This window comes from Serratia sp. NGAS9 (assembly GCF_009905295.1).
In the GTDB taxonomy this organism is placed as follows: Bacteria; Pseudomonadota; Gammaproteobacteria; order Enterobacterales; family Enterobacteriaceae; genus Serratia; species Serratia bockelmannii.
In genome coordinates, this window is sequence record NZ_CP047605.1 from 1,444,422 (window position 1) to 1,468,831 (window position 24,410).

At 60.2% G+C, this 24,410-nt stretch carries 27 protein-coding genes; 8 read left to right on the top strand and 19 right to left on the bottom strand.

All coding sequences use genetic code 11. The features are described 5' to 3' along the window. Positions 1-293 precede the first annotated feature (293 nt). From GUC32_RS06980 to GUC32_RS06995, 4 genes are all read left to right on the top strand, one after another. The gene (locus GUC32_RS06980) at positions 294-1,598 is read left to right on the top strand and encodes a PAS domain-containing methyl-accepting chemotaxis protein (RefSeq protein WP_043137084.1); all 1,305 of its coding nucleotides are present in this window, start codon (positions 294-296) and stop codon (positions 1,596-1,598) included. A gap of 182 nt (positions 1,599-1,780) precedes the next feature. Beyond that, complete coding sequence (locus GUC32_RS06985; RefSeq protein ID WP_025302081.1) at positions 1,781-2,350, top strand: TetR/AcrR family transcriptional regulator; 570 nt, start codon at positions 1,781-1,783, stop codon at positions 2,348-2,350. Between the two features lie 11 nt (positions 2,351-2,361). Beyond that, on the top strand, positions 2,362-3,000 hold the full coding sequence (locus tag GUC32_RS06990; protein WP_049295249.1) for a GNAT family N-acetyltransferase: 639 nt from the start codon (positions 2,362-2,364) through the stop codon (positions 2,998-3,000). Then, the gene (locus GUC32_RS06995; protein ID WP_350430524.1) at positions 2,988-3,998 is read left to right on the top strand and encodes a S9 family peptidase; all 1,011 of its coding nucleotides are present in this window, start codon (positions 2,988-2,990) and stop codon (positions 3,996-3,998) included. Before GUC32_RS06990 ends, GUC32_RS06995 begins: the two co-directional genes overlap by 13 nt. 2 nt (positions 3,999-4,000) lie before the next feature. Here GUC32_RS06995 and ybiO read toward each other — a convergent pair whose 3' ends face one another. From ybiO to dps, 6 genes are all read right to left on the bottom strand, one after another. After that, positions 4,001-6,220 (bottom strand): mechanosensitive channel protein, encoded by a 2,220-nt coding sequence (gene ybiO, locus GUC32_RS07000; RefSeq protein WP_053085973.1) that lies wholly within the window; start codon positions 6,218-6,220, stop codon positions 4,001-4,003. A 153-nt stretch (positions 6,221-6,373) separates the two neighbouring features. Continuing rightward, on the bottom strand, positions 6,374-7,096 hold the full coding sequence (gene glnQ, locus GUC32_RS07005) for a glutamine ABC transporter ATP-binding protein GlnQ (RefSeq protein ID WP_004939230.1): 723 nt from the start codon (positions 7,094-7,096) through the stop codon (positions 6,374-6,376). Beyond that, the gene (glnP, locus tag GUC32_RS07010; protein ID WP_019454487.1) at positions 7,093-7,752 is read right to left on the bottom strand and encodes a glutamine ABC transporter permease GlnP; all 660 of its coding nucleotides are present in this window, start codon (positions 7,750-7,752) and stop codon (positions 7,093-7,095) included. Before glnP ends, glnQ begins: the two co-directional genes overlap by 4 nt. Before the next feature lie 103 nt (positions 7,753-7,855). Further along, entirely contained in the window at positions 7,856-8,599 is a 744-nt protein-coding gene (glnH, locus tag GUC32_RS07015) for a glutamine ABC transporter substrate-binding protein GlnH (RefSeq protein WP_004939223.1), read from the bottom strand. A 338-nt stretch (positions 8,600-8,937) separates the two neighbouring features. Further along, a complete protein-coding gene (locus tag GUC32_RS07020) occupies positions 8,938-9,204 on the bottom strand; it encodes a DksA/TraR family C4-type zinc finger protein (RefSeq protein WP_025302085.1) in 267 nt (88 codons plus the stop codon). 142 nt (positions 9,205-9,346) lie between these two features. Further along, positions 9,347-9,850 (bottom strand): DNA starvation/stationary phase protection protein Dps, encoded by a 504-nt coding sequence (dps, locus tag GUC32_RS07025; RefSeq protein WP_025302086.1) that lies wholly within the window; start codon positions 9,848-9,850, stop codon positions 9,347-9,349. Between the two features lie 356 nt (positions 9,851-10,206). Between dps and GUC32_RS07030 the strand changes: the two genes are divergently transcribed. Next, positions 10,207-10,758, top strand: a complete 552-nt coding sequence (locus GUC32_RS07030; RefSeq protein ID WP_025302087.1) for a shikimate kinase — start codon at positions 10,207-10,209, stop codon at positions 10,756-10,758. On the opposite strand, the gene nanQ is transcribed toward GUC32_RS07030, so the two are convergent. Together nanQ and rhtA are read right to left on the bottom strand one after the other, a co-directional pair. Continuing rightward, positions 10,740-11,207 carry an N-acetylneuraminate anomerase gene (gene nanQ, locus GUC32_RS07035; RefSeq protein WP_060432710.1) on the bottom strand — a complete coding sequence of 156 codons (468 nt, stop codon included), beginning with the start codon at positions 11,205-11,207 and terminating at the stop codon, positions 10,740-10,742. The two genes, GUC32_RS07030 and nanQ, sit on opposite strands and share 19 nt — an antisense overlap. Positions 11,208-11,339: 132 nt before the next feature. Further along, complete coding sequence (rhtA, locus tag GUC32_RS07040; protein ID WP_025302089.1) at positions 11,340-12,227, bottom strand: threonine/homoserine exporter RhtA; 888 nt, start codon at positions 12,225-12,227, stop codon at positions 11,340-11,342. 400 nt (positions 12,228-12,627) lie between these two features. Between rhtA and ompX the strand changes: the two genes are divergently transcribed. After that, positions 12,628-13,146 (top strand): outer membrane protein OmpX, encoded by a 519-nt coding sequence (gene ompX, locus GUC32_RS07045; protein ID WP_019454480.1) that lies wholly within the window; start codon positions 12,628-12,630, stop codon positions 13,144-13,146. An 86-nt stretch (positions 13,147-13,232) separates the two neighbouring features. On the opposite strand, the gene GUC32_RS07050 is transcribed toward ompX, so the two are convergent. After that, on the bottom strand, positions 13,233-14,216 hold the full coding sequence (locus GUC32_RS07050) for a nitrilase family protein (RefSeq protein WP_025302090.1): 984 nt from the start codon (positions 14,214-14,216) through the stop codon (positions 13,233-13,235). A 91-nt stretch (positions 14,217-14,307) separates the two neighbouring features. Here GUC32_RS07050 and GUC32_RS07055 point away from each other — a divergent pair, with 91 nt between their 5' ends. Then, positions 14,308-15,180: a LysR family transcriptional regulator gene (locus GUC32_RS07055; protein WP_369435637.1), complete on the top strand. Its 873-nt coding sequence runs from the start codon at positions 14,308-14,310 to the stop codon at positions 15,178-15,180. 4 nt (positions 15,181-15,184) lie between these two features. Here GUC32_RS07055 and GUC32_RS07060 read toward each other — a convergent pair whose 3' ends face one another. From GUC32_RS07060 to ltnD, 6 genes are all read right to left on the bottom strand, one after another. Beyond that, positions 15,185-15,715 carry a GNAT family N-acetyltransferase gene (locus GUC32_RS07060; RefSeq protein WP_025302092.1) on the bottom strand — a complete coding sequence of 177 codons (531 nt, stop codon included), beginning with the start codon at positions 15,713-15,715 and terminating at the stop codon, positions 15,185-15,187. Between the two features lie 63 nt (positions 15,716-15,778). Further along, positions 15,779-17,149, bottom strand: a complete 1,371-nt coding sequence (locus GUC32_RS07065; protein ID WP_049295251.1) for a GntP family transporter — start codon at positions 17,147-17,149, stop codon at positions 15,779-15,781. A 106-nt stretch (positions 17,150-17,255) separates the two neighbouring features. Beyond that, positions 17,256-18,032, bottom strand: coding sequence for a 2-oxo-tetronate isomerase (gene otnI / locus GUC32_RS07070; RefSeq protein WP_025302094.1), 777 nt, complete (start codon positions 18,030-18,032; stop codon positions 17,256-17,258). Between the two features lie 3 nt (positions 18,033-18,035). Then, entirely contained in the window at positions 18,036-18,662 is a 627-nt protein-coding gene (locus tag GUC32_RS07075; protein ID WP_049203439.1) for an aldolase, read from the bottom strand. Between the two features lie 2 nt (positions 18,663-18,664). After that, complete coding sequence (otnK, locus tag GUC32_RS07080; protein WP_080352616.1) at positions 18,665-19,924, bottom strand: 3-oxo-tetronate kinase; 1,260 nt, start codon at positions 19,922-19,924, stop codon at positions 18,665-18,667. Continuing rightward, positions 19,924-20,838: an L-threonate dehydrogenase gene (gene ltnD, locus GUC32_RS07085; protein WP_049203403.1), complete on the bottom strand. Its 915-nt coding sequence runs from the start codon at positions 20,836-20,838 to the stop codon at positions 19,924-19,926. The genes otnK and ltnD overlap by 1 nt, the downstream gene beginning before the upstream one ends. Before the next feature lie 283 nt (positions 20,839-21,121). Between ltnD and ygbI the strand changes: the two genes are divergently transcribed. Continuing rightward, the gene (gene ygbI / locus GUC32_RS07090) at positions 21,122-21,892 is read left to right on the top strand and encodes a DNA-binding transcriptional repressor YgbI (protein WP_025302098.1); all 771 of its coding nucleotides are present in this window, start codon (positions 21,122-21,124) and stop codon (positions 21,890-21,892) included. 13 nt (positions 21,893-21,905) lie between these two features. Here the strand turns inward: ygbI and GUC32_RS07095 are convergent, their stop codons facing one another. The 4 genes from GUC32_RS07095 to GUC32_RS07110 form a co-directional block, all read right to left on the bottom strand. Next, on the bottom strand, positions 21,906-22,100 hold the full coding sequence (locus GUC32_RS07095; protein ID WP_154219752.1) for a hypothetical protein: 195 nt from the start codon (positions 22,098-22,100) through the stop codon (positions 21,906-21,908). A gap of 179 nt (positions 22,101-22,279) precedes the next feature. Next, positions 22,280-23,047: a molybdopterin-dependent oxidoreductase gene (locus GUC32_RS07100; RefSeq protein ID WP_049203406.1), complete on the bottom strand. Its 768-nt coding sequence runs from the start codon at positions 23,045-23,047 to the stop codon at positions 22,280-22,282. Beyond that, positions 23,040-23,645: a cytochrome b/b6 domain-containing protein gene (locus GUC32_RS07105; protein WP_049203409.1), complete on the bottom strand. Its 606-nt coding sequence runs from the start codon at positions 23,643-23,645 to the stop codon at positions 23,040-23,042. The genes GUC32_RS07100 and GUC32_RS07105 overlap by 8 nt, the downstream gene beginning before the upstream one ends. 13 nt (positions 23,646-23,658) lie before the next feature. After that, entirely contained in the window at positions 23,659-24,285 is a 627-nt protein-coding gene (locus GUC32_RS07110; protein WP_025302101.1) for a hypothetical protein, read from the bottom strand. Positions 24,286-24,410 lie beyond the last annotated feature (125 nt).

The window sequence follows — 24,410 nt, forward strand, 5'->3', positions numbered from 1 at the left end:
CTTCCCGGCGCCGGTTATCCTGCCGGCGCCGACAAAAATCCGCATTTTACCTTTCAATTTTCATCACTTACGTTATTCTCAATACAGTTTTCATAATAAAAATCTTAGGTTGTTGGTTTATTTAAATTCGAATAATTACTTTACTGAATAAATAAATTTAATCCGGTTAAGAGCAATAACCAGAAGGAGCGGCGCTGCCCGTTCCTTCCGCGATGGCACGTCTGCGTGTGGGCGCGGCATGTGGCCAGGAAAAATAAGAAAAGCGCCATCATCTGCCACAAGGACTACACCTTATGCTGTTACGATTCAGTCAGTTAACTACCCACAAAGGCGCCGAGCTGAGCGCGATAGAACACGCCGTTCCGATGATCGTATTTTCGCTCGACGGCACGGTCTTGCGCGCCAACGATCTTTTCCTCAGCACGCTGGGATTTCAACGCGATGACGTGATAGGTCAGCATCACCGTATTTTCTGCGATCCGAACTATGTCGCCAGCCCGTTATATCGCAAACATTGGGAGACGCTGAATAAAGGCCAACCCATCACGGACACCATAAAGCGCATCGCGAAAAACGGCGAGGCGGTGTGGCTGCAGGGCACCTATGCGCCGGTGCTGAATAAACAGGGTAAGGTGGTGGAAATCGTCAAGATCGCCAGCGAAGTGACCGAGCGAGTGACGCAGGCGCAGGAACACCGCAGCCTGCTGGCGGCGTTGAATCGCTCGATGGCGATGATTTCTTTCACGCCGCAGGGCACCATTGTCAGCGCCAACGACAATATGTTGGCGCTGATGGGCTATCGGCTGGAAGAGGCGTGTGGGCAGTCGCATGCGGTGCTGTGCCCGCCGGAGTTCGCCGCTTCCGACGATTATCGGCGGCATTGGCAGCGCCTGGCGCGCGGCGAGTTCATCACCGGGCGTTTTGAGCGCGTCAACCGGCGCGGTGAACGGGTATGGCTGGAGGCCAGCTATAACCCGATCCTCGACAACGACGGCCAGGTGGTGAAAGTGGTGAAGATCGCCCAGGACATCACCCGGCTGATGCAACAGCAGCAGCACGAAGAAGAGATGGTGCGCAACGCGCATCATCTGTCGCTCGATACCGATCGGCAGGCGGCGCAGGGCGCGATCATCGTGCAGCAGGCGGTGAAGGGCATGCAGCAGGTCGAAGCGGCGGCGCGCGAAACCTCAGACGTGGTCACCGAGCTCGGTAAGTGCTCTCAGCAGATCGGCACTATCGTCGAAGCCATTCGTAAAATCGCCTCCCAAACCAACCTGCTGGCGATTAACGCCTCCATCGAAGCCGCCCACGCCGGTGAGCACGGGCGCGGTTTTGCCGTGGTGGCCAACGAAGTGCGCACGCTGGCGGAGCAGTCGCGCAAGGCGGCGACCGAGATCGAACGCATGACCAAGTCTATCCAGCAGGGCGTGGCGGCGGCGATCGCCGGCATGGCGACCTGCGTGGAACAGGCTGGCGGCGGCGTGGCATTGACCCATGACGCCGGAGAAGTGATCAACCAGGTCAACATTGGCATGCACGACGTCGTGAAGCTGATGCAGGCGTTTACGTCGGTGAAGCAGGGCGACGCGCTGCACTGAGTGTGCCGGGCGCCGCCCCTAAAAGCGGGGCGGCGTTTGCCTCTTCTTACCGATTCCTGCGCCGTTGAGCTGCGGTTCAATTTTATCGGTCTATGCTAGACTTGAAAATGAACGAACGTTCGTTCATTTGTTGATGTCAATTTGTGGCGCCAGGCGCCCCTTCACCGTTTCGGGAACTGACGATGGGAAATCGAGAAAAGATTGTCGAGGCCGCGCTGCACAGCTTTACCCATAAGGGATTTCACCAGACCAGCATGCGAGATATCGCGCAGGCAGCGGGCGTCAGCGTCGGCAACCTCTATAACCATTTTTCCGGCAAGGAGGCGTTGATCGGCGAAATTGCGCTGCTGGAAAACGGCATATTCGCCGAGTTCGCCGCCGGATTGCGGGCCGACAGAACGCGGCCGAAACAGGCGCTGTCGGCCTTTTTCACCGCCTATCACGCCTTTGTCGCCGAGCCGGCCAATGTGCAACTGTCGGCGGAGATCGTGGCGGAGGTGGCACGCAACCCGGCGTTGGCCGAGCCGTTCAGCGCCAACCAGCGGCAACTGATTGAGGCGCTGGCGACGACGATCGCCGAGGCTCAGCAAACCGGTGAGATCGCAGCGGCGATAGCGCCGTTACCGCTCGCGCAGCTGGTGCTGGACGTGATCGAAAGCCAGGCCTGGCGGCAGGCGATCTTTGCGTCGCCTGCGCCGGAGGAGACCGCGCCGGTGCGGCTGTTGGAGCAGCTGCTCTACCGCCAACCCTAGACGAGGTTGATATGTTGCATATTGATCCTTATCGCGACGCTGATCGCCTGCAAACGGCGGCGCTGATCTACGCCGCGTTCAGCGACAAGTTTCAGCGCGCGCGCCGTCTCAGCGCCCGCCTTCAGTGGCGTCTGTTCTATCGGCTGTGGAGTTGGCAGCAAAGCGGCAGCCGGGAGCGCAGCTTCGTGGTGAAGCAAGATGAACAGGTGGTGGCGGCCTTTGCGCTCAATGCGGCCGCTGGCGAGAACAACGTCGGGCTGCGTCCGCGCACCTTGCCGATTTGGCGGCTGTGCCGCCGCTATGGCTGGCTGAACGTTTGGCGCATGTATCTGCAAATTGCGGTGCTGCAGCACACTCCGGCGGCCGGTGAGCTGTATCTCTCTTACCTGGCGGTGGCCGAGAACCAGCGCGGTAAAGGGGTGGGCAGGCGGCTGATGCAGTGGATGAACGACTACGCCGCCGAACAAGGCACAGGCCGGCGTCTGAGCCTGCACGTCAGCCGGCGCAACGTGGATGCGCAGCGTCTGTACCGGCGCTGCGGCTTTCAGGTGCGGCGCGAAGAGCATTACGCCTCGCTGGGCTTACTGTTCGGCCAGGCCGATTGGATATTGATGGAGAAACGCAACGGGGAGGCGACGTGCGCAAAATAGGGCTGTGCCTCGTGGCGCTGGTTTTGGCGGCGTTTGGCTGGGTGATTTACGTCAACGACTTTCGCTTTGTCACCGAACCGGTCGTGGTGACCGCCGGCGGCAACCGGTTGACCGGCACGCTGGTGTTGCCGCAGCATGCGCCGATCAAGCCCGGTATCGTGGTGTTCGTGCACGGCGATGGGCCGGCTAACGCCAGCCGCGACGAAGGCTATTACGGCATTTGGGAGGCGATGGCGCAGCAGGGCTATGCGGTTTTATCCTTCGATAAGCCGGGCGTTGGCGGCTCCGGCGGCAACTGGCTGCATCAGACCATGGCGGATCGCGCACGGGAAACCGCCGATATCATCGACTGGGCCCGGCGGGACGGGCGCTTCGATGCGCGCTGCGTGGGGCTCTGGGGCACCAGCCAGGCGGGGTGGGTGATGCCGGAGGTGGCGCGTTTGCGCCCCGACATCGCCTTCACGCTGGCGTTGGCGCCGGCGATCAACTGGCTGCGGCAAGGGCGTTATAACACCCGGGCAGCGATGGTGGCGGCAGGGGACAATGAAGCGTCGATCGCCGCGCGCGAGGCGCACTGGCGTCACATTCAAACGCTGCTCGAACAACCGGACGGCTACGCGCAGTACCGCCGTGAGTCTGGCGCCACCGCCGCATTGAGCGCCGACCGCTGGCGCTTTATTCGCGCCAACATGGCCAGCGATGCGACGGCGGGATTACGAAATTTCAACACGCCGGTACACCTGATACTGGGCGGGCGTGACGTCAACGTGGACGCGGACGAAACCGAGCGCGTTTATCGGCAAACGGTCCCGGCCTCGCTGTTGACGGTGACGCGCATCGACGAAGCCGACCACGTGATGATCAAACCGCTGTTCGCGCGCCATCCGTGGCTGATCAACGTGGTGGGCCTGTTTGCGCCGCGCTCGGTGCAATACGATGCCTACCGACAGGACGTGGCGGCCTTCCTGGCCGCTCAGCCCTGCGGGCGCGGGCGCTAACCTCAGATCGCCGCGGGCGGCGCCTGTTCTTCGTGCGGCTGCGGCGCGCGGGAGATCTGCATAGCCTGTTGCGGCATGCCGATACCGGCCCGATCGAAATGGATTTTCACCAGCCGGTCGAGGGCGTATTGCACCACCCACTGTTTCAGCGCCTGCGTGCGCACCGTCACGCGGGTGGTGAACGAGCGATCGCCCAGCGCCACCACGCCGTTGAAGACCGGCTCGCCAATCAGGAAATGCTTCACCTGTTCATCCTGCTTCAGCGCCTCGATGGCCTGATGCAGCACCTCATTGACCCGATCGATGTCCTCGTCGCGGCTGACGGTGTAGTTGGCGCGATACACCCCGAACTCACGCGCATAGTTGGCCAGCGTGGTGATCGAAGAGTACGGCACGATGTGATAGACGCCGTAGTCGTCGCGCAGGCCGATCGAGCGGATGGTCATGCGCTCCACGGTGCCGGTGATGCCGCTGACGGTGACATATTCGCCGGTGTTCATGCCGTTTTCAAACTGGATGAACACGCCGGTGATCACGTCTTTCACCAGCGTCTGGGCACCGAAGCTGATGGCCAGCCCCAACGCGCCGGCGCCCGCCAGCAGCGGCGCGATGTTCAGCCCGACCTGCGACAGTACGATCATCACGGTGATGGTGCTGATAACGATAGCCAGCACGTTGCGAAACAGCGTCAGCAACGTGCGTTCACGCGCGCTCGGCCGCACGCCGTTGCTCAGTTCCAGCGCCAGGCGGTGTTCGATGATGCTGGCCATCAGCGTCCAACTGAAGACGGCGATCAGCAGGATCAGCAGGATATGCACCAGCCCGCCGAGCGTCCGCTGGCCATTTTCGCTGCCCGCCCACTGGTACAGGTTGATCAGGTGCCAGGCGTCGAGCAGAAACAGCGTCACCGCCAGCACCACCATCACCCGCAGTATCTTCAACCCGTTGGGGATGTAGGAGTTGATGCGCCGCTCGAGCATCGGATAGCGCAGATTGACGTCGGTCGGCAGCGAAATGCGGCGGAAAATCCAGCGGGTCAGCATGCCGGACAGCAGGGCGCCGACGCCGACCACCAGCAGGCTTTTCACCGTGGCGCTCATCATAAAGCGTAGGCTGTTGCCGATGTCGAACTGGGACAGCACGAACAACACCAGAAAATAGGCGATCGCCAGCAGGTGCCAGATATGCCCCAGGCCGCGCAGGATCACGCTGAAAAACGCCATCGACCGTTCGGCCAGCAGGTTGATCTGTTGCTGTATCGGTTTGCGGTTGTGCAGGATCAGCCAAATGGCGTACAGCGTCAGCGCCAGCATCACCACCAGGTTGACGGCGGCGGCGGCCGGGTAGCTTATTTGTACCGCCACCACCGGCACCACCACCATCAGGCCATAGCCGATCAGGCCGCTGAGCCAGGCGAGGCGCGTGTTCCAGTAGCGTGCGCTCCGGTCGCTGAAGGGGAAGGGACGCAGGTAGTCGAAGTTAGGGGCGAAAATCAGCCGCAGCACCGCCTTGAAAAATTCAATCACCGCGAAGGCGCTGAGAAACAGGGTCTGCAGCCGCAGAATGGTGGCGCTGTCGGCGTGGACGTGGCGGGCGAACAGATTGCCCGCCGCCAGCGCCAGCAGCAGCACCAGCAGATCGACGGCGAAAGCGCCGAGAATGGCGGCGGGGCGCTTATACCACGGGCCGCGCTGCAGCCGCGCATTGTGCCCCCAACTGCCCATGCGTTTGTACAGCGGCGCGATCAACCGCCGGATCAGGTGGAACAGCGCAAAGGTGACCGCCACCGTCAGCAGAAAGTAGCCCAGCGCGCGGAAAAAGCCGGCGGGATTGAAAACGCGCTTCGGGCCGGAGTCGATCAGCTTTTGCAGCGCGCCGAGCTTCTGGTTAAAGGTACCGATGCCTTCCTGCGCCAGCGAGTTCAGGCTGTCGCTCAGCGTGGCTGGCGTCGATTCCTCCGACGTTGCCGGCGCTGCGGCGGGGGCGTCGCCGGCGGTCTGTTTCAGGTGATTGATGAGTTCCGCGCGCGCTTTGTCGTCTTGCAGCAGATCGGCCAGCGCGGCGTAGGCGGCCTTCTGCTGCTCGCTCTTGTCGGCGGGCGCAGGCGGCGCGTTTTGCGCCAGCGCCGGTGGTGCGAAGACGCTCAAGGTCAGCAACAGCAGCAGGAAAAGCAGGTGTTCTCGCAGATGAGAACCTCGTCGGGAGTATGCGTTTGGCGGCATTGTTCCTCTCTTTGGCGTTCTGTGATCGGCGGATGTCAGAGCAATACGATGAAAACAATGAATATAGTAGGAAAGGAAACGCGATGGGGCGTGGGAACGCGTGCGGAATGAAAGCGGCGGGCGCGCCACGCGCCCGCCGTTAAACCGCCAGGATCAGGAAACGTGCTGCAGGAACTCCTGCAGACGCGGGCTTGGCGGATGGTTGATCAGGTCGTGCGGGTTGCCGTCTTCGGCAATCCGGCCCTTATCGATAAAGATCAGGCGCGACGCCACTTTTTCGGCAAAGCCGACTTCGTGGGTGACAATGACCATCGTCATGCCTTCCTCGGCCAGATCCTGCATCACCTTCAGCACTTCGTGGCGCAGCTCCGGATCGAGCGCAGAGGTCGGCTCGTCGAACAGCATCATTTTCGGCTTCACCGCCAGCGCGCGCGCAATGGCCACGCGCTGCTGCTGGCCGCCCGACAGTTCGGACGGGTAGTGGTGGGCGCGCTCCGCCAAACCGACCTTAGCCAGCAGCTCGCGCGCCAGCTTTTCCGCATCGGACTTCTTCGCGCCGCGCACGCGGATCGGGCCAAAGGCGACGTTTTCCAGCGCCGTCAGGTGCGGGAATAGGTAGAACTGCTGGAATACCATGCCGGCTTCCTGGCGGATCAACCGATCGTCCACTTTCGGATCGTTGGCTTTTAGGCCATCGACGATCAGATCGCCGCTGGTCACCTCTTCCAGCTTGTTGATGCAGCGCAGCAGGGTGGATTTGCCAGAGCCGGATGGCCCGATGATCACCACCACTTCGCCTTTGTCGATCTTCAAATCGATGTTGTGCAGCACCTGGGTTTGGCCAAAATGCTTGGAGACGTTTTTAAATTCAATCACAGGATTTTCATCCTTCTTTCCAGACGACGCAGCACGAAGCTCAGCACCAGGGTAATAATCAGGTAGATAACCGCCACGGCGCTCCAGATTTCCAGCGCGCGGAAGTTACCGGCAATAATTTCCTGACCCTGACGGGTCAGCTCCGCCACGCCGATCACGATGAACAGCGAGGTGTCTTTGATGCTGATGATCCACTGGTTGCCCAGCGGCGGCAGCATGCGACGCAGCGCCAGCGGCATAATGACGTAGCGGATGGTTTCGCGGCGCGACAGGCCGAGCGCCAGGCCGGCTTCGCGGAAACCGTTATGAATCGACAGCACCGCGCCGCGGGTGATTTCCGCGATGTAGGCGCCGGAGTTGATCATGATGGTCACCACTGCCGCGGTGAACGGATCGATACGCAAGTCGCTAAATGCCATCGGCAGGGCGAAGTAGATGAACATCACCTGCACCACGATCGGCGTGCCGCGGATCACTTCGATAAACACCAACGCGATGTGGTTGGCGATCCATCCGCCGTAGGTGCGGGCAAAGCCGGCGACGAGGCCGATGATCAGGCCGCCAATCAGACCGAGGACCGAAATCCACAGGGTCATTTTGGCGCCCTCTAACAAGATAGGAATGGCGGGCCAGATGGCGCTCCAGTCGAACTGCATGATATTTCTCCCGGTGATCCCAAACGTGGGTATCAGATACAACGAAGCGCAGGGGGTTAAGCGACCCCCTGTGCTTAAGTTAATAGCTTGCCAAATTCACAGCTTACTTAGGTTCGGTACCGAACCACTTCTTGTAGATTTCGTTATAGGTGCCGTTCTCGCGCAGGGTTTTCAGCGCGCCATTCACCTTCTCGCGCAGCTCGTCGCTGCCTTTAGGGAAGGCGATGCCATACTGCTGCGCTTCCAGCGAATCGCCGACGGTTTTGAACTTGCCGGCGCCGGCCGTCTTGATGAAGTATAGGATGTTTGGCGTGTCGTGCAGCACCGCATCGGCGCGCTTGGTGCCCAGCTCCATGTAGGCGTTGTCGATGTTAGGGAACTGACGCAGATCCTTGGTTTTGATGTGCTGCTTGGCGTAATCCACCGAACCGGTGCCGCTCTTCACCGCCACCACTTTACCATTTAGATCGTCGATGCTTTTCACGCTGTTGTTGTCGGCGTTGACCATTACCAGCAGGCCGCTCTTGTAGTAGCCGTCGGAGAAGTCGATAGCTTTCTTGCGCTCATCGGTGATGGTGATGCCGGCCAGCGCCAGATCGACGTTTTTGGTCTGCAGCGCCGGAATGATGCCGCCGAAGTCCATCGGTTTCAGGGTGTAGTCCAGCTTCAGCTCTTTGGCGACAGCGGCCCACAGATCGATGTCGAAGCCGACGTATTTGTCGCCTTGTTTGAACTCAAAAGGAACGAAAGCGGTGTCGGTGGCAACCACCAGTTTGTCTGCTGCGTGGGAACTTACGGCAAAGGCCAGAGAGAGTGCGGCCAGGGAGACTTTAAAAATCGACTTCATGAGAGGAATTCCTGTACAGGTTGCGGATTACCCATTTTTTATATTGCAGTTGGTGCCATGAAAAAATCGTGCCATGTTTTCAACTACTATAAAAACAAAGAGTTACTTCGTGATGTTGTGCCGAAAAGGCGAATTGTTATGGTTGTGCACCACAATGAGGCACCGAAATGGTGCGTAAGAATTATTTTGGTGCACGGGGCTATCATTAACCAAATTTTGGCTGTGAAACAACCGTTCTTTAACGTTTTTGCTTCAATATTGATAACTAACTCTAACTTTCATGATGCACCGACGGTGCAAGCGGGGCCGCGAGAGGAGAAAAAGGGGAGCAGATAATGCTAACGCAACTGGCTGTCTTTGCTGCCGCGCCGGTTGTACAGGCTATTGGCCGCGTGTTTTTTGTCTTGTTCTGCCTGGCAGGCGAGACAAAAACGCACGCCTGTTAACGCCTTGCGGCGCGCCTCGGGGATCGGTTCTCCGCATTCCTGGCAATAGCGTTCGCTCTCGCCATGCCCGAGCGCATCACGCGCACGCTGCACCGCATCGTCGATGGTGGAGTCAATCTGATCTTGTACGGCGCCGTCTGCCGCCCAGCCGCTGGCCATCATCACCTCCTAACAAGGGAACCCTACCGTTTAATATGGGCCGTTTTTTGCACAATTCAACGACCGCGCAAAAGAAAACAGGCCGGGCGAAGCCCAGCCTGTTCTGCCCGGCACGACGGGCGGTCTGCAACGCGTTGCGGCGTTATTCGATATTGGATTCGATGAACCACAGGAACTTGTCCAGATCGCGCGATGCGGCGGTGAACATGTCGGCGGTGTCTTCATCTTCCACTTCAGTAATGGCCTTACGGATGTCATTCGCCACCGCGCCGTAGCGATCGGCCAGCGCTTTCAGGTGTTCTTGCACGCTGTGGATATTGGTCGGATAGCTTTTCAGCGGCGTCTGATCGTTAACGACCTGTACGGTGCCCAGCGCCACGCCGCCCAGTTGCACTACGCGCTCGGCGAAGGTGTCCTGATGCTCGATGATGGCGGTACGGAAGCCGTCCAGCATTTCATGAACCGCGATGAAGTTCGCGCCGCGCATGTTCCAGTGCGCCTGTTTGGTGATCAACGAAAGATCGATAAATTGCACGACCTGATGGTTCAGCGCCTTGATGGCGGCCAGTTTGACTTTTTCGTCCAGATCGTTACGGGTATACAGCAGATCAGAAGATTTCGTTTTCACCAGTTTAGCGGTACTCATATCAGATATCCTCTTGATTAGTCGTTGTCCTATTTCGTTACGGGATCAATTATAGCAGGGGTATTTATTTTTGCCGTACGAAAATGGCTATTGCACAAATAGGCTTGGTCTAATGTCAATATTTTAATTTGGTTTGTGTTTCTATGTAATGCAATGAATTTAATTGCTGTTTTTATTTTTTTGTTATTGTTTTGGTTAGTGACGATTTATCCCTGTTATCTTATTTTCTGCGGATAGGCTGATTCGACTAAATATCCATATTGTTATCGTGCTGTTAATTGTAAGCCTATTCAGATTGATAGCCGTAATTGATGCGGTTAAAGTAAGGGAATTATCCCAGTTTTTATTGGCGAGTGATGAAAATTAACGTCGTCGGCACCAGCGGCAGCGGTAAAAGCACCCTGGCGCGTCAATTGGCGGAACGGCTTGACGTTCCCTATATCGAGATGGACAGCCTGTATTGGCGGCCCGAGTGGCAGGGTACGCCCGATGACGCGTTCCTGGCGCGGTTAGAGCAGACGCTGGCCGAAGCGGGAGGAGGCTGGGTGCTGGACGGCAACTACAGCCGCACGCAACCGATTAAGTGGCGCGAAGTCGATTATATCCTGTGGTTGGACTACGGCTTCTGCCGCACGCTGTGGCAGGCCGTGCGCCGGGCGTGCCGACGCGCGGCCAGCAAACGTGAGCTGTGGCCGGGCACCGGCAATCGTGAAAGTTTCCGCCGTTCTTTCTTCAGCCGTGAGTCGATCGTGCTGTGGACGATCCGCACTTACTCGAAGAACCGGCGAAAATACCTGGCGGAGATGGCCCGTACCGATGTAGGGCGCCATTTCAAGCGCTTGCGCTCTCCCCGCCAGGCCGCCGATTTTCTACGGGCGCTGCCGCAGGGTCACAGCAGTAGGCGGTGATGGATCCTCACCACCGCTTTCTTGATGTGCTGTGGGCGCTGCCACAGGCAGCCGGTCTTGTGCGGTTCCATCTGGAAAAAGATCGCGAACATACCGTGCGTCATGTGCAGCGTTTGCGGGTGGCGTTTGATGTCCAGCAGCAGCAGATCGCTATTTTCCGCGTGGGGGTGTTCACGATGCCCGTTGCCCGCCAGGCCGTATTCGATTCGCTCTTCACCGCTGATCAGCAGATGCAGCGCGATGTATTCCTGATGCATTTCGGCGCGCTTTTCCGCCGCCGGCGCGGTGGTCAGCGTCATCACGTCCATAAAGATGTTGTCGCCGTCTATCGGGTGATGCCCCAGCGCCAGCTCGGGCAGGTCGCATCGGCGCAACTCGGTCAGGGTTGAAACCAGCGCCGGCGCGAGTCCGCGGCCGAAGCGTGGGTTGAACAGGCTGTTGTGAATCACTGTTATTCTCCATGTGAGCGAAAGTCCAAAGAGCCTGCGATACAGGCTAAGGGGAAGTATGCCGACTTGTCACGAGGAAAACAGTTAACCCGCCTGCATTCCGACGTTGCGGTCTGCAGGCGGGTCGGGCGATCAGGAAAGGCTTTCGAGGCGAGGTTTGGGGCGAATGGTGAGGGCGGAGCCCATGGAGGCGGCGATGATCGCCGCCAGCGCCAGCCATTGCACGCCGCTCAGGTGTTCGCCGAGGAACAGCATGCCGGATAACGCCGCCATCGCCGGTTCCAGGCTCATCAAGGTGCCGAAGGTGCGCGCCGGAATTTTGGGCAGCGCGATGATCTCCAGCGAATAAGGCAGCGCGGTGGAGAGGATGGCTACCGCCAGGGCTATCGGCAGAATCTCAACGTTGAACAGCACGCTGCCGGTTTGCCAGGCGCCGATCGGGCAGAACACCAACGCGGCGATCAGCGAGCCGAGCGCCACCGTGCCGGGGCCGTGATCGCCGCCGGCCTTCTGGCCGAAGATGATATAGACCGCCCAGCAGGCGCCGGCGCCGAGCGCGCAGGCGGCACCGAAGGGGTCTATCCCGCCCACGCCGTGGCCGAGCGGCAGCAGGAACCATAATCCGGCGATCGCCAATGCCACCCAGAGGAAGTCGATCGGCCGCCGCGAGGAGAACATGGCCACCGCGAGCGGGCCAGTAAACTCCAGCGCCACGGCGATGCCGAGCGGCACGGTGCGCAGCGACAGGTAGAACAGGTAATTCATCGCGCCGAGCGACAGGCCGTAAATCAGCAGCGGCAAGCGGCTACCGGCGGCGATGCGCATACGCCATGGGCGGAAGATAATGAACAGAATCAGGGTGCCGATGAAAAGACGCAGCGTCGTAATGCCTTCCGCACCCACGATCGGGAACAGGCTTTTGGCCAACGAGGCACCGCTCTGGATAGACACCATGGCGATGATTAACAGACAGATAGGCAGCAGCGCGGAGGGCGCTCTGCCGGAAGTAGATAACGACATCCTTAACGGGCCTTTTATGCGCCGTTCCTCAGCCTTGAGAAAACGGTCGAAACGGGGATGCGAGCAGTGTAAATGAAATGGCGAAAATCTGTCTGAGAAAAGCGCGCATCGCGGTGAAATCCACCGATCCTCGGATGAGATGGGGTGAATTTGGTCAAAAAGTGCGCTTTTTCTTAAGAATTATCTGGATATTAAATTGGTGATTTTTGTCACAGAAAGCCGTAGAATATGGCCGAAAATAGAGCGAAAAGAAGCAGATACACTGTTCTTGAAATCTTCTGTTACACGATATAAAGCATTAGACACTCATTTCAAGGCAGAGTTTCACGCTAATTTTTGTTATATTTTCAAAGCATGAACAAATGGATGTACTTAATAATAAAACGCGTTTGAGGTGGTTATGAAAAAAATTGCATGTCTTTCCGCAGTAGCAGCTTGCGTATTAGCAGTTAGCGCAGGTACCGCATTCGCTGGTCAGAGCACCGTATCCGCTGGCTATGCGCAGGGTGATTTCCAAGGCGTTGCTAACAAGGCCGACGGTTTCAACCTGAAATACCGTTACGAGTTCGACAACAACCCACTGGGCGTAATCGGTTCCTTTACCCACCTGGAAAAGGACGGTTCTCAGGACGGTTTCTACAACAAAGCTCAGTACAACTCTATCTCTGCCGGTCCAGCATACCGCATCAATGACTGGGCGAGCATCTACGGTCTGGTTGGCCTGGGTTACGGTAAATTCACTACCAACGCTCAGAACGGTACTTCTCGTCACGATACCGCTGACTACGGCTTCACCTACGGTGCCGGTCTGCAGTTCAACCCAATCGAGAACGTTGCCCTGGATGTCGGTTACGAGCAGAACCGCATTCGTAGCGTTGACGTTGGCACCTGGAACGTTGGCGTAGGCTACCGCTTCTAAGTGTGTTCGTGCCTGAGGGCATGAACCTGCGGCAGCTTTTGTCGCACCGATAAAAAATCCGCCTCCGGGCGGATTTTTTTTATCTGTTATCGGCTGCCGCGCCCCGTCGGCTGTGTCGAAAAGCGCGCGCTGCGGGCATCGCGTTCATAGCCTTGCGGTTCGGTCAACAACCCGTACAGCTCGGGGCGGCGTCCGTAAATCCAGCGGCGGCCGGTGCTGAGCGGGATCAGCGTCAGATCGAGATCGGCGCTGACCAGCCGGTCTTCCGCCGCCCAGGTCTCCGCTACGATGCGGCCGTAAGGATCGAGGATCATCGCGTTGCCGGTGCGTATTTCATCGTCATCGCGGCCCACGCCGTTGCTGAACAGCAAGAACAGCCCGTTGTCGTGAGCGCGCGACGGCAGCCAGCGCATTAGCCAGCCGCGGCCGTGTTCGCCGCGAAAGGCGGCTTCTATCGCCTGCGGATCTTCCACCCGCCGCTGCCACAGCGCCTGCGGGATCGGCTTCATGCCGTGCGGGCTGCGCGAATGGGTGCCGCCGGTCTGGTGCGGGGCGATCAGCACGTCCGCGCCCAGCAGCGCCGTTGCGCGCACATTCTCCACCAGATTGTTGTCCCAGCAGATCAATACGCCCACGCGTACGCCCCAGGGGGTATCGAACACCGTATAGCGGTCGCCGCTGGCGATAGCCGGGTGCTCGAAGGCGTGCAGTTTGCGGTGCACATGCAGTTCGCCGTCCGGCAGACAAACGGCATAGGCGTTGTAACACCGGCCATCATCGCCCAGCTCGATCAGCCCGACGCCAATCGCCATGTTGTAACGCTCAGCCAGCGGGCGAATGCGCGCCAGCGAGGGGCTGCTCACGATCGGTTCCGCCAGCGCCCGCACTTCGGCGTCGGACAGATGGCGCACGTGCCAATAGCCGGTGACGCACATTTCCGGGAAGGCCAGCAGCTGTACCTGCTGCTCGGCCGCCTGAGCGATAAAGCGCTCCATGGTCGACAGGTTGTAATTTTTATCGTTGGCGCGATGCTGGAATTGCACCGTGGCGGCGCGTAATGAGATGGTCATGGTGTCTCTCCGGTTAGGGTCTGCGTTGATTACAGCAGGCGAATTGATTACTGTATAATCAATTAAATTCCCTATTCGATAACTTAATGGAATGGATATAAAACAACTGCGCGCCCTGGTGGCGCTGGCCGAACAGAGCAACTATCGTCAGGCGGCGAGCCGGCTATGCATCAGCCAACCGGCGCTGAGCAAGCAAATTCAGGCGCTGGAAACCCAGCTCGGCGTTCGATTGTTCGAGCGTGGCCGACAGGGGGCGGTGCTCACCGCCGGCGGGCAGCGGCTCTACCCGGAGGCGCAGGTGCTGGTGGCGCAGTACCAGCAGTTTCAGCAGCGCGCTCGGCGGGTGGCGCTCGGGGAAGCGGGGCGGCTGTCGCTGGGATTTGGCCTTTCCAGTTTTCATCTGGCACCGCAGCTGGTGGCCGCCTTTCGCCAACGGTTCCCCGAGGTAGCGATCGACCTGGAAGACTTGCCGTCCGAACGCCAGTATCAGCTGTTGCTGCAGGGAGAGTTGCAGGCGGGGTTCGTGCGCTTGCCGGTCAATACGCCGCTGTGCGGCGTCGCGTTGTTGAGCGATCGGTTGGTGCTGGCTGCGCCGGGTGCGCTGGCGCTACGTGCCGACGATCTGATGGCGCGTTTCAATCTGCTGCCGCTGTTGCAGTTGACGCCGAAACGCGGGCGCGGGCTGAGCGATCAGTCGCTGCGGTTTATCGCCGCTCACCGGTTGACGCCGAACGTGGTGCAGCAGGCCGGTGATATCCAAACGTTGTTGGCGCTGGTCGCCGCCGGCGTCGGTGTCGCGCTGCTGCCGCACAGCATCACGCATATCGCGCCGGCCGGCATCGACATTTTACCGCTGAGCGGCGAGGAGACGGAGTGGCAGGTCGGTATCGCCTGGGATCCGCAGCGCACCGACGCGCTGCGGGACAACTTCATTCAGACGGCGTTGGCGGTGCAACGCGCTTAGGCATTCAAAGCGGGCAATGCATCACCACGATCGGGCTCTGGTGATACTCGCTGCGGTGGCTTTCGCTGAAGCCGACCTTTTTCGCCAACGCCAGCGAAGCCTGGTTTTCAGGCGAGATGATGCAGACGGTTTTTTCCCCCGGCAGGTGCGTTTTCCCCCAGGCCAGCGCCGCCCGCAGCGCCTCGGTGGCATAGCCTTTGCCGTGCGCCGAACTCACCAGCGTCCAGCCCATCTCCGGCGCATCGAGCGCTGGGGTGATGTCGCGCAGGAAGTCGGAGAAGCCGATGCTGCCGAGATACTCGCCGCTCTGTTTGTCACGCACCGCCCAATACCCGTACCCCAACAGCGCCCAGTGGCCGACGTAGCGCATCAGGCGCCCCCAGGAGTCTTCTCGGTCGCGCGGGGTGCCGCCGATATAGCGTACCACCAGCGGATCGGCCCACAGAGCGGCCAGCGAGTCGAAGTCGTCCAGCGTGTGTGCGTCCAGCCGCAGGCGTTCGGTGACAAGCGTTGGCGCGGTGTTGATTACGGTCATGTTGCTGCTCCTGCACAGGGTGAAAGGCGATGAAAAACAACGGCGTTCAGTATGCCAGAGAAATCACACCGCCAGCCACAATAGCCAGGTGAACAGAAAGCCGCTCAGACCGAGCAGGGTGGTCAGCACCGTCCAGGTCTTCAGGCCATCGGCCACCGACAGCCCCAAATAGCGCGTGACGATCCAAAAACCGGAGTCGTTGACGTGGGAAAGCCCCAGCCCGCCAAAACAGGTCGCCAACGTCACCAGCACCAGCTGCAGCTGATTCAGCCCGCTGACCGCTTCCGACAACAGGCCACCGGTGGTCAGGATCGCCACGGTGGCGGAACCCTGTGAAGCGCGCAGCGCCAGCGAAATGATAAAGGCGGCGGGTACCAGCGGCAGGCCGATGGCCGTCAGTACTTCGGCCAGCGCCTTGCCGACGCCGGATTCCACCAGCACCTTGCCGAACACGCCGCCCGCGCCAGTCACCAGGATCACCACCGCGGCGGTTGGCAGCGCGGCGCCCATCACGTCGCTGGCGTGTTGCAGGCTCCAGCCGCGGCGCAGCGCCAGGAAATAGAAGGCCAGCAGCAGGGCTATCATCAGCGCCACCGCCGGCGAGCCCAGCAGAGACAGCGCATCGCGCAGCGCCGAACCTGCCGGCAACAGCGTGGCGGAGACGGTGCCGAGCATGATGATGGCGATCGGGATGACGATCAGCGCCGCCACCAGGCCGGCGCCAGGCGGGTTGATGCGATCGCTGAGGGGCGCATGCCCTTCCGGACGCGGCTCCGGCGCCGCCAGCTGCAGCTGTTCCAGCACCTCTATCGATAATGGATAGGTTTTGCGGTTGAGGTAGTTGGCGGCGAAATAGCCGATCACGCCGACCGGGATACAGATCGCGAGGCCGATGATGGTCAGCCAACCGATGTCGGCGTTGAGCAAGCCGGCGGCGGCGACCGGGCCGGGGTGTGGCGGTAGCGCGACGTGTACCGTCAACATCACGCCGGCCATCGGCAGGCCGAACTTCAGCGGTGACACTTTGGCGACCTTGGCGAAGCCGTAAATAATCGGCGCCAGAATGATAAAGCCGACGTCGAAGAACACCGGAATGCCGAGGATAAATGCAGCGAGGGTCAGCGCGGCGACGGTATGTTTCGGCCCCAGCCCCTGGCTGAAGCGCTGCGCCAGCGACTCGGCGCCGCCTGAGTGTTCGATCATGCGCCCGAGCATCGCCCCCAGACCGATGATGATGGTCACCGAGCCGAGCACGCCGCCCATCCCGGCGGTCATTACTTTCATCACTTCACCGGTCGGAATGCCGCTGGCCAACGCCACCAGCAGACTGACCACCAACAGCGCGACAAAGGGCTGCACCTTCGCCTTAATCACCATCAATAACAGCAGCACCACGCCGAGTACGGCAATCAGCAACAGCAGAGAGGTAGACATGAAAAAAGCCTTTCGTTGGGTAAGCGTTGGGCACCGCGATCGCCGCGTGGCGATACGGGTGCGTTTCATTGTTATAAAATCGATTTCCTGGTGTCGGCGTGCGGCTTTAGCGGTAAGGCTTCAGCCAGCCGAGCCCGGCGGCGGTGTCGCCGCGCGGGCGGTATTCGCAACCGATCCAGCCCTGATAGCCGAGCGCATCCAGCTTGTCGAACAGCCACGGGTAATTCAGTTCGCCCTCGTCAGGCTCATGGCGATCCGGCACCGAGGCTATCTGGATATGCGCGTAGCGCCCGGCCAGCGTCTCCAGCAGCCCGCTGATATTGCCGTCCACCAACTGCGCGTGGAAAAAGTCGAACTGAATGAACACGTTCGGTCTTTCGATCGCCGCCACCGCTTCCGCCGCCTGATGTTGACTGGCAAACAGGTAGTCGGGCTTGACCGGCGGGCTGAGCGCTTCGATCAGCACCTTGACGCCGTGCGGGGCGAAGGCGTCGGCGGCATAGCGCGCATTGGCGATAAAGGTGTCGAGATAACGCTGTCGATCAGCGCCCGCGGGCACTACGCCGGCCATCAGGTGCACGCAGGGGCAGGAAAGAGCGATGGCGTAGGCCAGCGCGCGATCGATATCGGCGCGCGCATCCCGCTCGCGGCCCGGCAGCGCCGCCAGCCCCCACTCACCGGTGGCGGCATCACCGGGCGCGGTGTTGAACAGCACTTGTTGCAGGCCGTGTTCGCGCAGCTTCTCGGCCAACAGCTCCGCGGGATGCTCGTAAGGGAACAGGAATTCCACCGCGTTGAAGCCCTGTGCGGCAGCGGCGGCGAAGCGATCGAGGAATGGCACCTCGGTAAACATCATCGACAAATTGGCGGCAAATTTAGGCATGGTTCAGCTCCGTAATTCGGCAATTTCATCATCGGTCAAATAGCGGATCGGACGATCGCCGAGGGTGAAGATCAGTCGCGCCGCATCTTCCATCTCTTCGGCATTGTCCGCCGCCGCTCGCAGGTCTTTACCGGTCACCACCGGCCCGTGGTTGGCCAGCAAAAAGGCACGGTGGGTCGGCGCCAGGCGGGCCAGATCCTGTGCCAGCCTTTCGTCGCCGGGCCGGTAGTAAGGCACCACCGGCACCTTGCCGACGCGCATCACCACATAGGGGGTGAACGGTTTGATGGCGTTGTCGGCGTCCAGCCCCTGCAGGCAAGAGAGCGCCGTGAGGTAGGTGCAATGCAAGTGCACTACCGCTTTGCATTCCGGGTTGTTCAGATAGAGCGCCCGATGAAAGCTGATCTCTTTCGACGGTTTGTCGCCGGAGAGCCAGTCGCCGTTCAGGCTCACTTTAGACAAGCGATCGGCCTGCAGCTCGCCGAGACAGGAGCCGGTCGGCGTCGCCAGCAGCGCGCCGTCCGGCAGCAACAGCGAGAGGTTGCCGGCGGAGCCGGTGGCGTAGCCGCGTTGGAAAAACGAGGCGCCCAGGCGCACCATCTCTTCACGCGCCTGCTGTTCAATCGTCATGCTCATACCGGGAACTCCGTTTGCGCGCGTGAGAAGAAGGCTTCATCGCCAAAATTGCCTGATTTCAACGCCAGGGAAATGGCCCGATCGCTGGCGCGCACCCAGGGAACGCCGGGGGAAATGCTGGGGCCGATATGGAAGCCGCGAATGCCCAGCGCCTGCGTGACCACGCCGGAGGTTTCGCCGCCGGCGACGATAAAGCGGCTGAACCCCAACTGATGCAGTTGCACCACCAGTTCGGCGAACAAGGCTTCTACCGCTTCGCTGGCGGCGGCGCCATGCCGTTGTTGCGTTTGCTGCAGCGACTCCGGCGATGCAGTGGCGTAGATCAGCGGGGCAAGCGCTTCCCCGGTATGGCGCTGCGCCCAATGCGCCAACTCGGCGGCGTAGGCCGCTCGCGCCTGCGGATCGAGACAGCGGCCGATATCGATGGCCTGCGCCGCCGCGCGTTCACGGTAGTGCGCCACCTGCCGGTTGGTCATCACAGAACACGAGCCCGACAGCACCGCCGCTTTTTCCCCCTGCGGCGCACCGGCCGCCTCTGCCGAACGTTCGCCATTCTGCGCCCATTGACGCGCCAGGCCGATCGCCAGGCCCGAACCGCCGGTCACCAGCTTCATCGTTTTCAACGCTTCACCCTGGGTGAGCAGATGCCGTTCGTTGAGCGTATCCAGCACTGCGTAGCGCACGCAGTCCTGCGCCAATTGCTGCAGCTTCTCGCTGACCGCCTCGGCGCCGCGATCCATTTCTGCCGCCGTCACCAGCCCACAGCGTCCGGTGGCCTGGGATTCCATCAGGCGAAGCAGGTTGCTGTCAGTCATTGGCGTGACCGGGTGATGACGCATGCCGGATTCAGACAACAGCTGTTCCCCGACAAACAGGTGGCCCTGATAGACCGTGCGGCCGTTTACCGGCAACGCCGGTGAGACAACCGTGAAATTTTCTCCCAGCGCGGCGAGCAGAGCATCGGTCACCGGGCCGATATTGCCCTGTGCGGTGCTGTCGAAGGTGGAGCAGTACTTGAAGTAGAACTGACGGCAGTCCTGTTCTTGCAGCCAGGCCAGCGCCTGCAACGACTGTTCGATCGCCTGCTCTGCCGGGCAGGAACGCGATTTCAGGCTAATGACCGCCGCCTGTGCGTTTATTTGCGTTTCGTCTTGCGGCACGCCATTCAGCTGCACCGTCGGCAGGCCATTTTGCACCAGAAAACTGGCGATGTCGGTCGCGCCGGTAAAGTCATCCGCGATTACGCCAAGCAGCATCAGAGCGCCTCCTTTTTTTGCGGCAAATCGATGCCGGCAAAGATTTTGATTACCGCACTGTCGTCTTCTTTACCGTAGCCGGCGTTGCTGGCGGCGGTAAACATGGTGAAGGCGGTGGAGGCCAGCGGCAGCGGGAAATGCAGCGCCTTGGCGGTATCCGCCACCAGCCCCAGATCCTTGACGAAGATATCCACCGCCGATTTGGGCGTATAGTCGCCGTCGACCACGTGGCGCATGCGATTTTCGAACATCCAGGAGTTGCCGGCGGCGTGGGTGACCACGTCGTACATCACGTCCAGCGGGATGCCGGCGCGGGCGGCCAGCGCCATGGCTTCCGCGCCGGCGGCGATGTGTACGCCAGCCAACAGCTGGTGGATGATTTTTACCGTCGCGCCCAGGCCGATCGTTTCGCCGATGCGGTAAACCTTGCCGGCGATGGCGTCCAGCACGGGTTGCAGGCGCTCGAAGGTGGCGTCTGCGCCGGCGGCCATCACCGTCATCTGGCCTTCCTCCGCCTTGGCCGCTCCGCCGGAAACCGGCGCATCCAGCATCGGCAGCCCGTAGTCCAGCAGCCGTTGCTCGATCTGTTTGGCGTCATCAGCGGAAATGGTCGAACAGACCATCACCGCGGTGCCTGGCTTGAGCTTTGGCGCCAGGCCTTGTTCGCCGAACAGGATCTGCTTCACCTGGGCGGCGTTCACCACCAGCAGCAGCACGGCGTCCAACTCGGCGGCGAAGTCGCACGCGCTGGGGGACGTTTGCTTCGCGCCGGCCTGTTGCAGCGCCGCCAGCGCCTGCGGATTCAGGTCCGCCCCGTAGGTGGTCAATCCGGCGCGGAGGCACGAGCGCGCCGCGCCCATGCCCATCGCCCCCAGCCCGATGACGCAAACGGCATAATTCCCTGGGTGTGTCATACTGCACTCCTGTTAATTTTGGTGATAATTTGTTTTGTTGTGTTAAATGTAAGCGCTTAGTGGCCGTTTATCCGCGATCGATATCACAATAATTAACAATGTGTGAAACGAATTTTTCGGGTGATTTCTGGTCCGTATCAACATTACTATTATGTTTTTAAATAAGATTATGTTTACCTGACCTAACTGCGCTCGCCGTCACGCCGCGAAAAATTAGGGCTATCGGCGAACGAAAATTGACGTAAAATCACAATTATTATCACCGCAGCAACGAGAGGGAACCGTGATACCTGTAGAACGCCATCAACAAATTCTTGCGCTGGTATCCGAACGCGGCGTCGTCAGCATTGCCGAGCTGACCGAACGGCTGGGGGTGTCGCACATGACGATCCGCCGCGATTTGCAAAAGCTGGAGGAACAGGGCGCGGTGCAGTCGGTCTCGGGCGGCGTGCAGGCGCCTGAGCGGGTGGCAAGCGAACCTTCGCACCAGGCCAAAGAAGGGATGTTCAGCCGGCAGAAAATCGCCATTGGCCGGCTGGCGGCGCGGCAAATTCCCGCCAACAGCTGTATTTATCTGGATGCCGGTACCACCACGCTGGCGCTGGCGAAACAGATCGGTGAACGTGAAGATTTGACGGTGGTGACCAACGACTTTGTCATCGCCGGGTTCCTGATAGAGCATAGCCAGTGCCGAATCATCCACACCGGCGGCACCGTGTGCCGGGAAAACCGTTCCTGCGTTGGCGAAGCGGCGGCGCAGGCGCTGCGCGGTCTGTTTATCGATCTGGCGTTTATCTCCGCCTCTTCGTGGAGCATGCGCGGCCTGTCGACGCCGAACGAAGACAAGGTGATGGTGAAGAAGGCCATCGTCGAGGCCAGCCGCCGCCGCATTCTGCTCAGCGATACGTCCAAATACGGCAAGGTCGCGACCTACCTGGCGCTGCCGATTGCTGCCTTTGACGCTGTCATTACCGACGAGGGGTTGCCCGCCGCCGCGCGGGAGGCCATTGAGCAAGCGGGGATTGCATTGCTGACGGCGGGAGAAGAAGAATAAGGACGAACCGGAATCAGGATGAAAGTTCGGTATCGATGCTACGTGCGGGCGGTTCACTGGCTTCAACGCCGCCGCGTTCACGCCATTCGCGGCGCCTTTGTTCAGCCCATTCTTCGTGGAAGGCTTGCATCTCTTTTTGGTGCCGTTCCTTCATGCTCATAGGGATTGGGTGGGATTCTGCCGTTAACAGGCGGGATTTCGATGACATATAATCCGTCCTCAATAAGCGCTTGGTTGTACAAATAATGTACGCGATGCGCGTGTTTTTTCAAGAGCGAGTCGTAAATTCTGGCTAGCGCTGGCCTGAGCGGTACGCTGAAAACCAATAACCGCGGCGGAGACGATCCTCCAGCCGCCGATGAAAGTTGTGCGCAGCGCCGCGCAAAACTAAATGCCGCTGAACCAGTTGTAGCCCTGATCTTCCCAATACCCGCCTGGATTGACGTCGCTGACGAAGATCGCGGCGATATGTTTGGCGTTTTTGAACCCCAGTTTGGTCGGCACGCGCAGCCGCAACGGGTAGCCATAGTCAGCCGGCAGCGCCTTGCCGCCGAAATCCAGCGCCAAGATGGTCTGCGGGTGCAGCGCGGTGGCCATGTCGAGGCTGGCGTAGTAACGATCGGCGCATTTGAAGCCGACGTAACCGGCATTCAGATCCGCGCCGACGTGCTGCAGAAAGGTGCGCAGCGGCACGCCTCCCCATTGACCAATGGCGCTCCAGCCCTCAATGCAGATCAGACGCGTGATCTGGCTTTGCTGCGGCAGCCGCTGCAGCTGTTCCAGCGTCCAGGGGGCTTTTTTCTCCACCTTCCCCGCGACCTCAAGCCGGTAGCCGGCGAGATCGATCTCGGGGACGTTGTATTCCGGGTAAAACGCGTTGAAGGGGAAAGGGTGGGTGATCTGGTCCGGCCGGTAAGTTTGCGCCAGCCGCTGGCCGCTGAACAGCCAGGCCTGCACCCGGTCGTTCCAGCGTGACATGGCCCACAGCACCTTATCCACCCGATCGCCGTCTTGCAGGTTGCAACCGGTGAGCATGGCGATGCCGCCCAGTGTCAGCCCGGAGCGCAACATCAGGCGGCGCTGCAGATTGACCAACTGCTTTTTTTGGTCCGGTTCCAGTTTTGGCGCGGCTGCCCGCGGTTTTTTCTCATTCATGTTTGCCACCCGTTATCATCGCCCACAGGGTTTTGGGCACGACAGCCACCATAAAGACGTGGATCGCCACAAACAGGCCAATGCCGGCCATGGCGAAGAAATGCACGTAGCGCGCGAAATCGAAGCCGCCAAACAGGGCGACCAATCCCTGCAGCTGAACCGGCTTCCAAATCGCCAGGCCGGACAGCACCAGTAATAGCCCCAGCGCCAGTACGCCGAGGTACATCAGTTTCTGAATGGCGTTATAGCGGCCATGCCGGTGGCGCAGGCGCAGCGTCAACGCCAGCCAGATATCCTGCCGCAGCGCGCCGAGGCGAAGCGGCAACAGATCGCGGCGAAAATGGCCGCTGAACAGGCTCCACAACAGATAGCAGACGGCGTTGAGCGCCAATAGCCACATCACCGCCAAATGCCAACCAATCGCGCCGCCCAGCCAACCGCCCAGCGTCATCTGCGGCGGAAAGCGGAAATCGAACAGCGGCGAGGCGTTGTAGATTTCCCAACCGCTCATGAACATGCACACCATGGCGAACAGGTTGATCCAATGAGTGATTCGAACCGGCCAGCGATGCACCGGCGGCGACGCGTTGGTCTTCATGGCTTTCCTCCGGTTACATCGGCGGCACAGTGCCGTCTTTGCCGGCGGAAATGCGGGTGGCGATGCGTTCGCCCTTATCGTCGGCGGCGGAGAACAGCACGATGTGCACGCCCGGTTTCAGCAGGCTCAGATCGCCCGGATCCAGCGTCACGATCGGCACGTCCTCCGGCACGACGACGGTTTTCTGCTGGTTGCCGTAGGTGACGGTCAGGGTGCGGCCGTTGGATTTCACCAGTTTACCGACGGTGCCGTTGGTCATGGTGTCCACTTTGCCGTCGGCGGATTCCCAGGCCGAGTGCCCTTCGCCGGTGCCGCGCAGGCTGGCGGCGAACACGTGCACTTCCAGCGCTTTGAGCGTGCCGTCCGGCTGCGGCACGGCGGCGGTGCCGATAAAGCTGTCCGGTTTGATATCGTCCAGCGTGGCTTTGGAAACGCTGAGCACTTTGGTCTGATCGTTCAGCTTGACGCTGAGTGTCTCGCCCTTGCGGTCGGTCAGCTGCAGATTGCCGTCGGCAACCTGCGTGATGGTGCCGCGCAGCGGCGCAATCACCTTGCCCGGCGGTTGGGCGGCGGCGGCCAATCCGCTGGAAAGCAGTAACGTGGACAACAGTAAACCGGCTATACGATGACGGGTAATCATAACGTTCTCCTGAAATGAGTTTGCCGGTTAAGCATGGTTGACCTACTGGGTCAGCGCCATGGCCGTTTGATGACATTAATGTCATCAAGTTTGTCTGCCGAAGCTGCTAGTATTTTTGCAGGCGT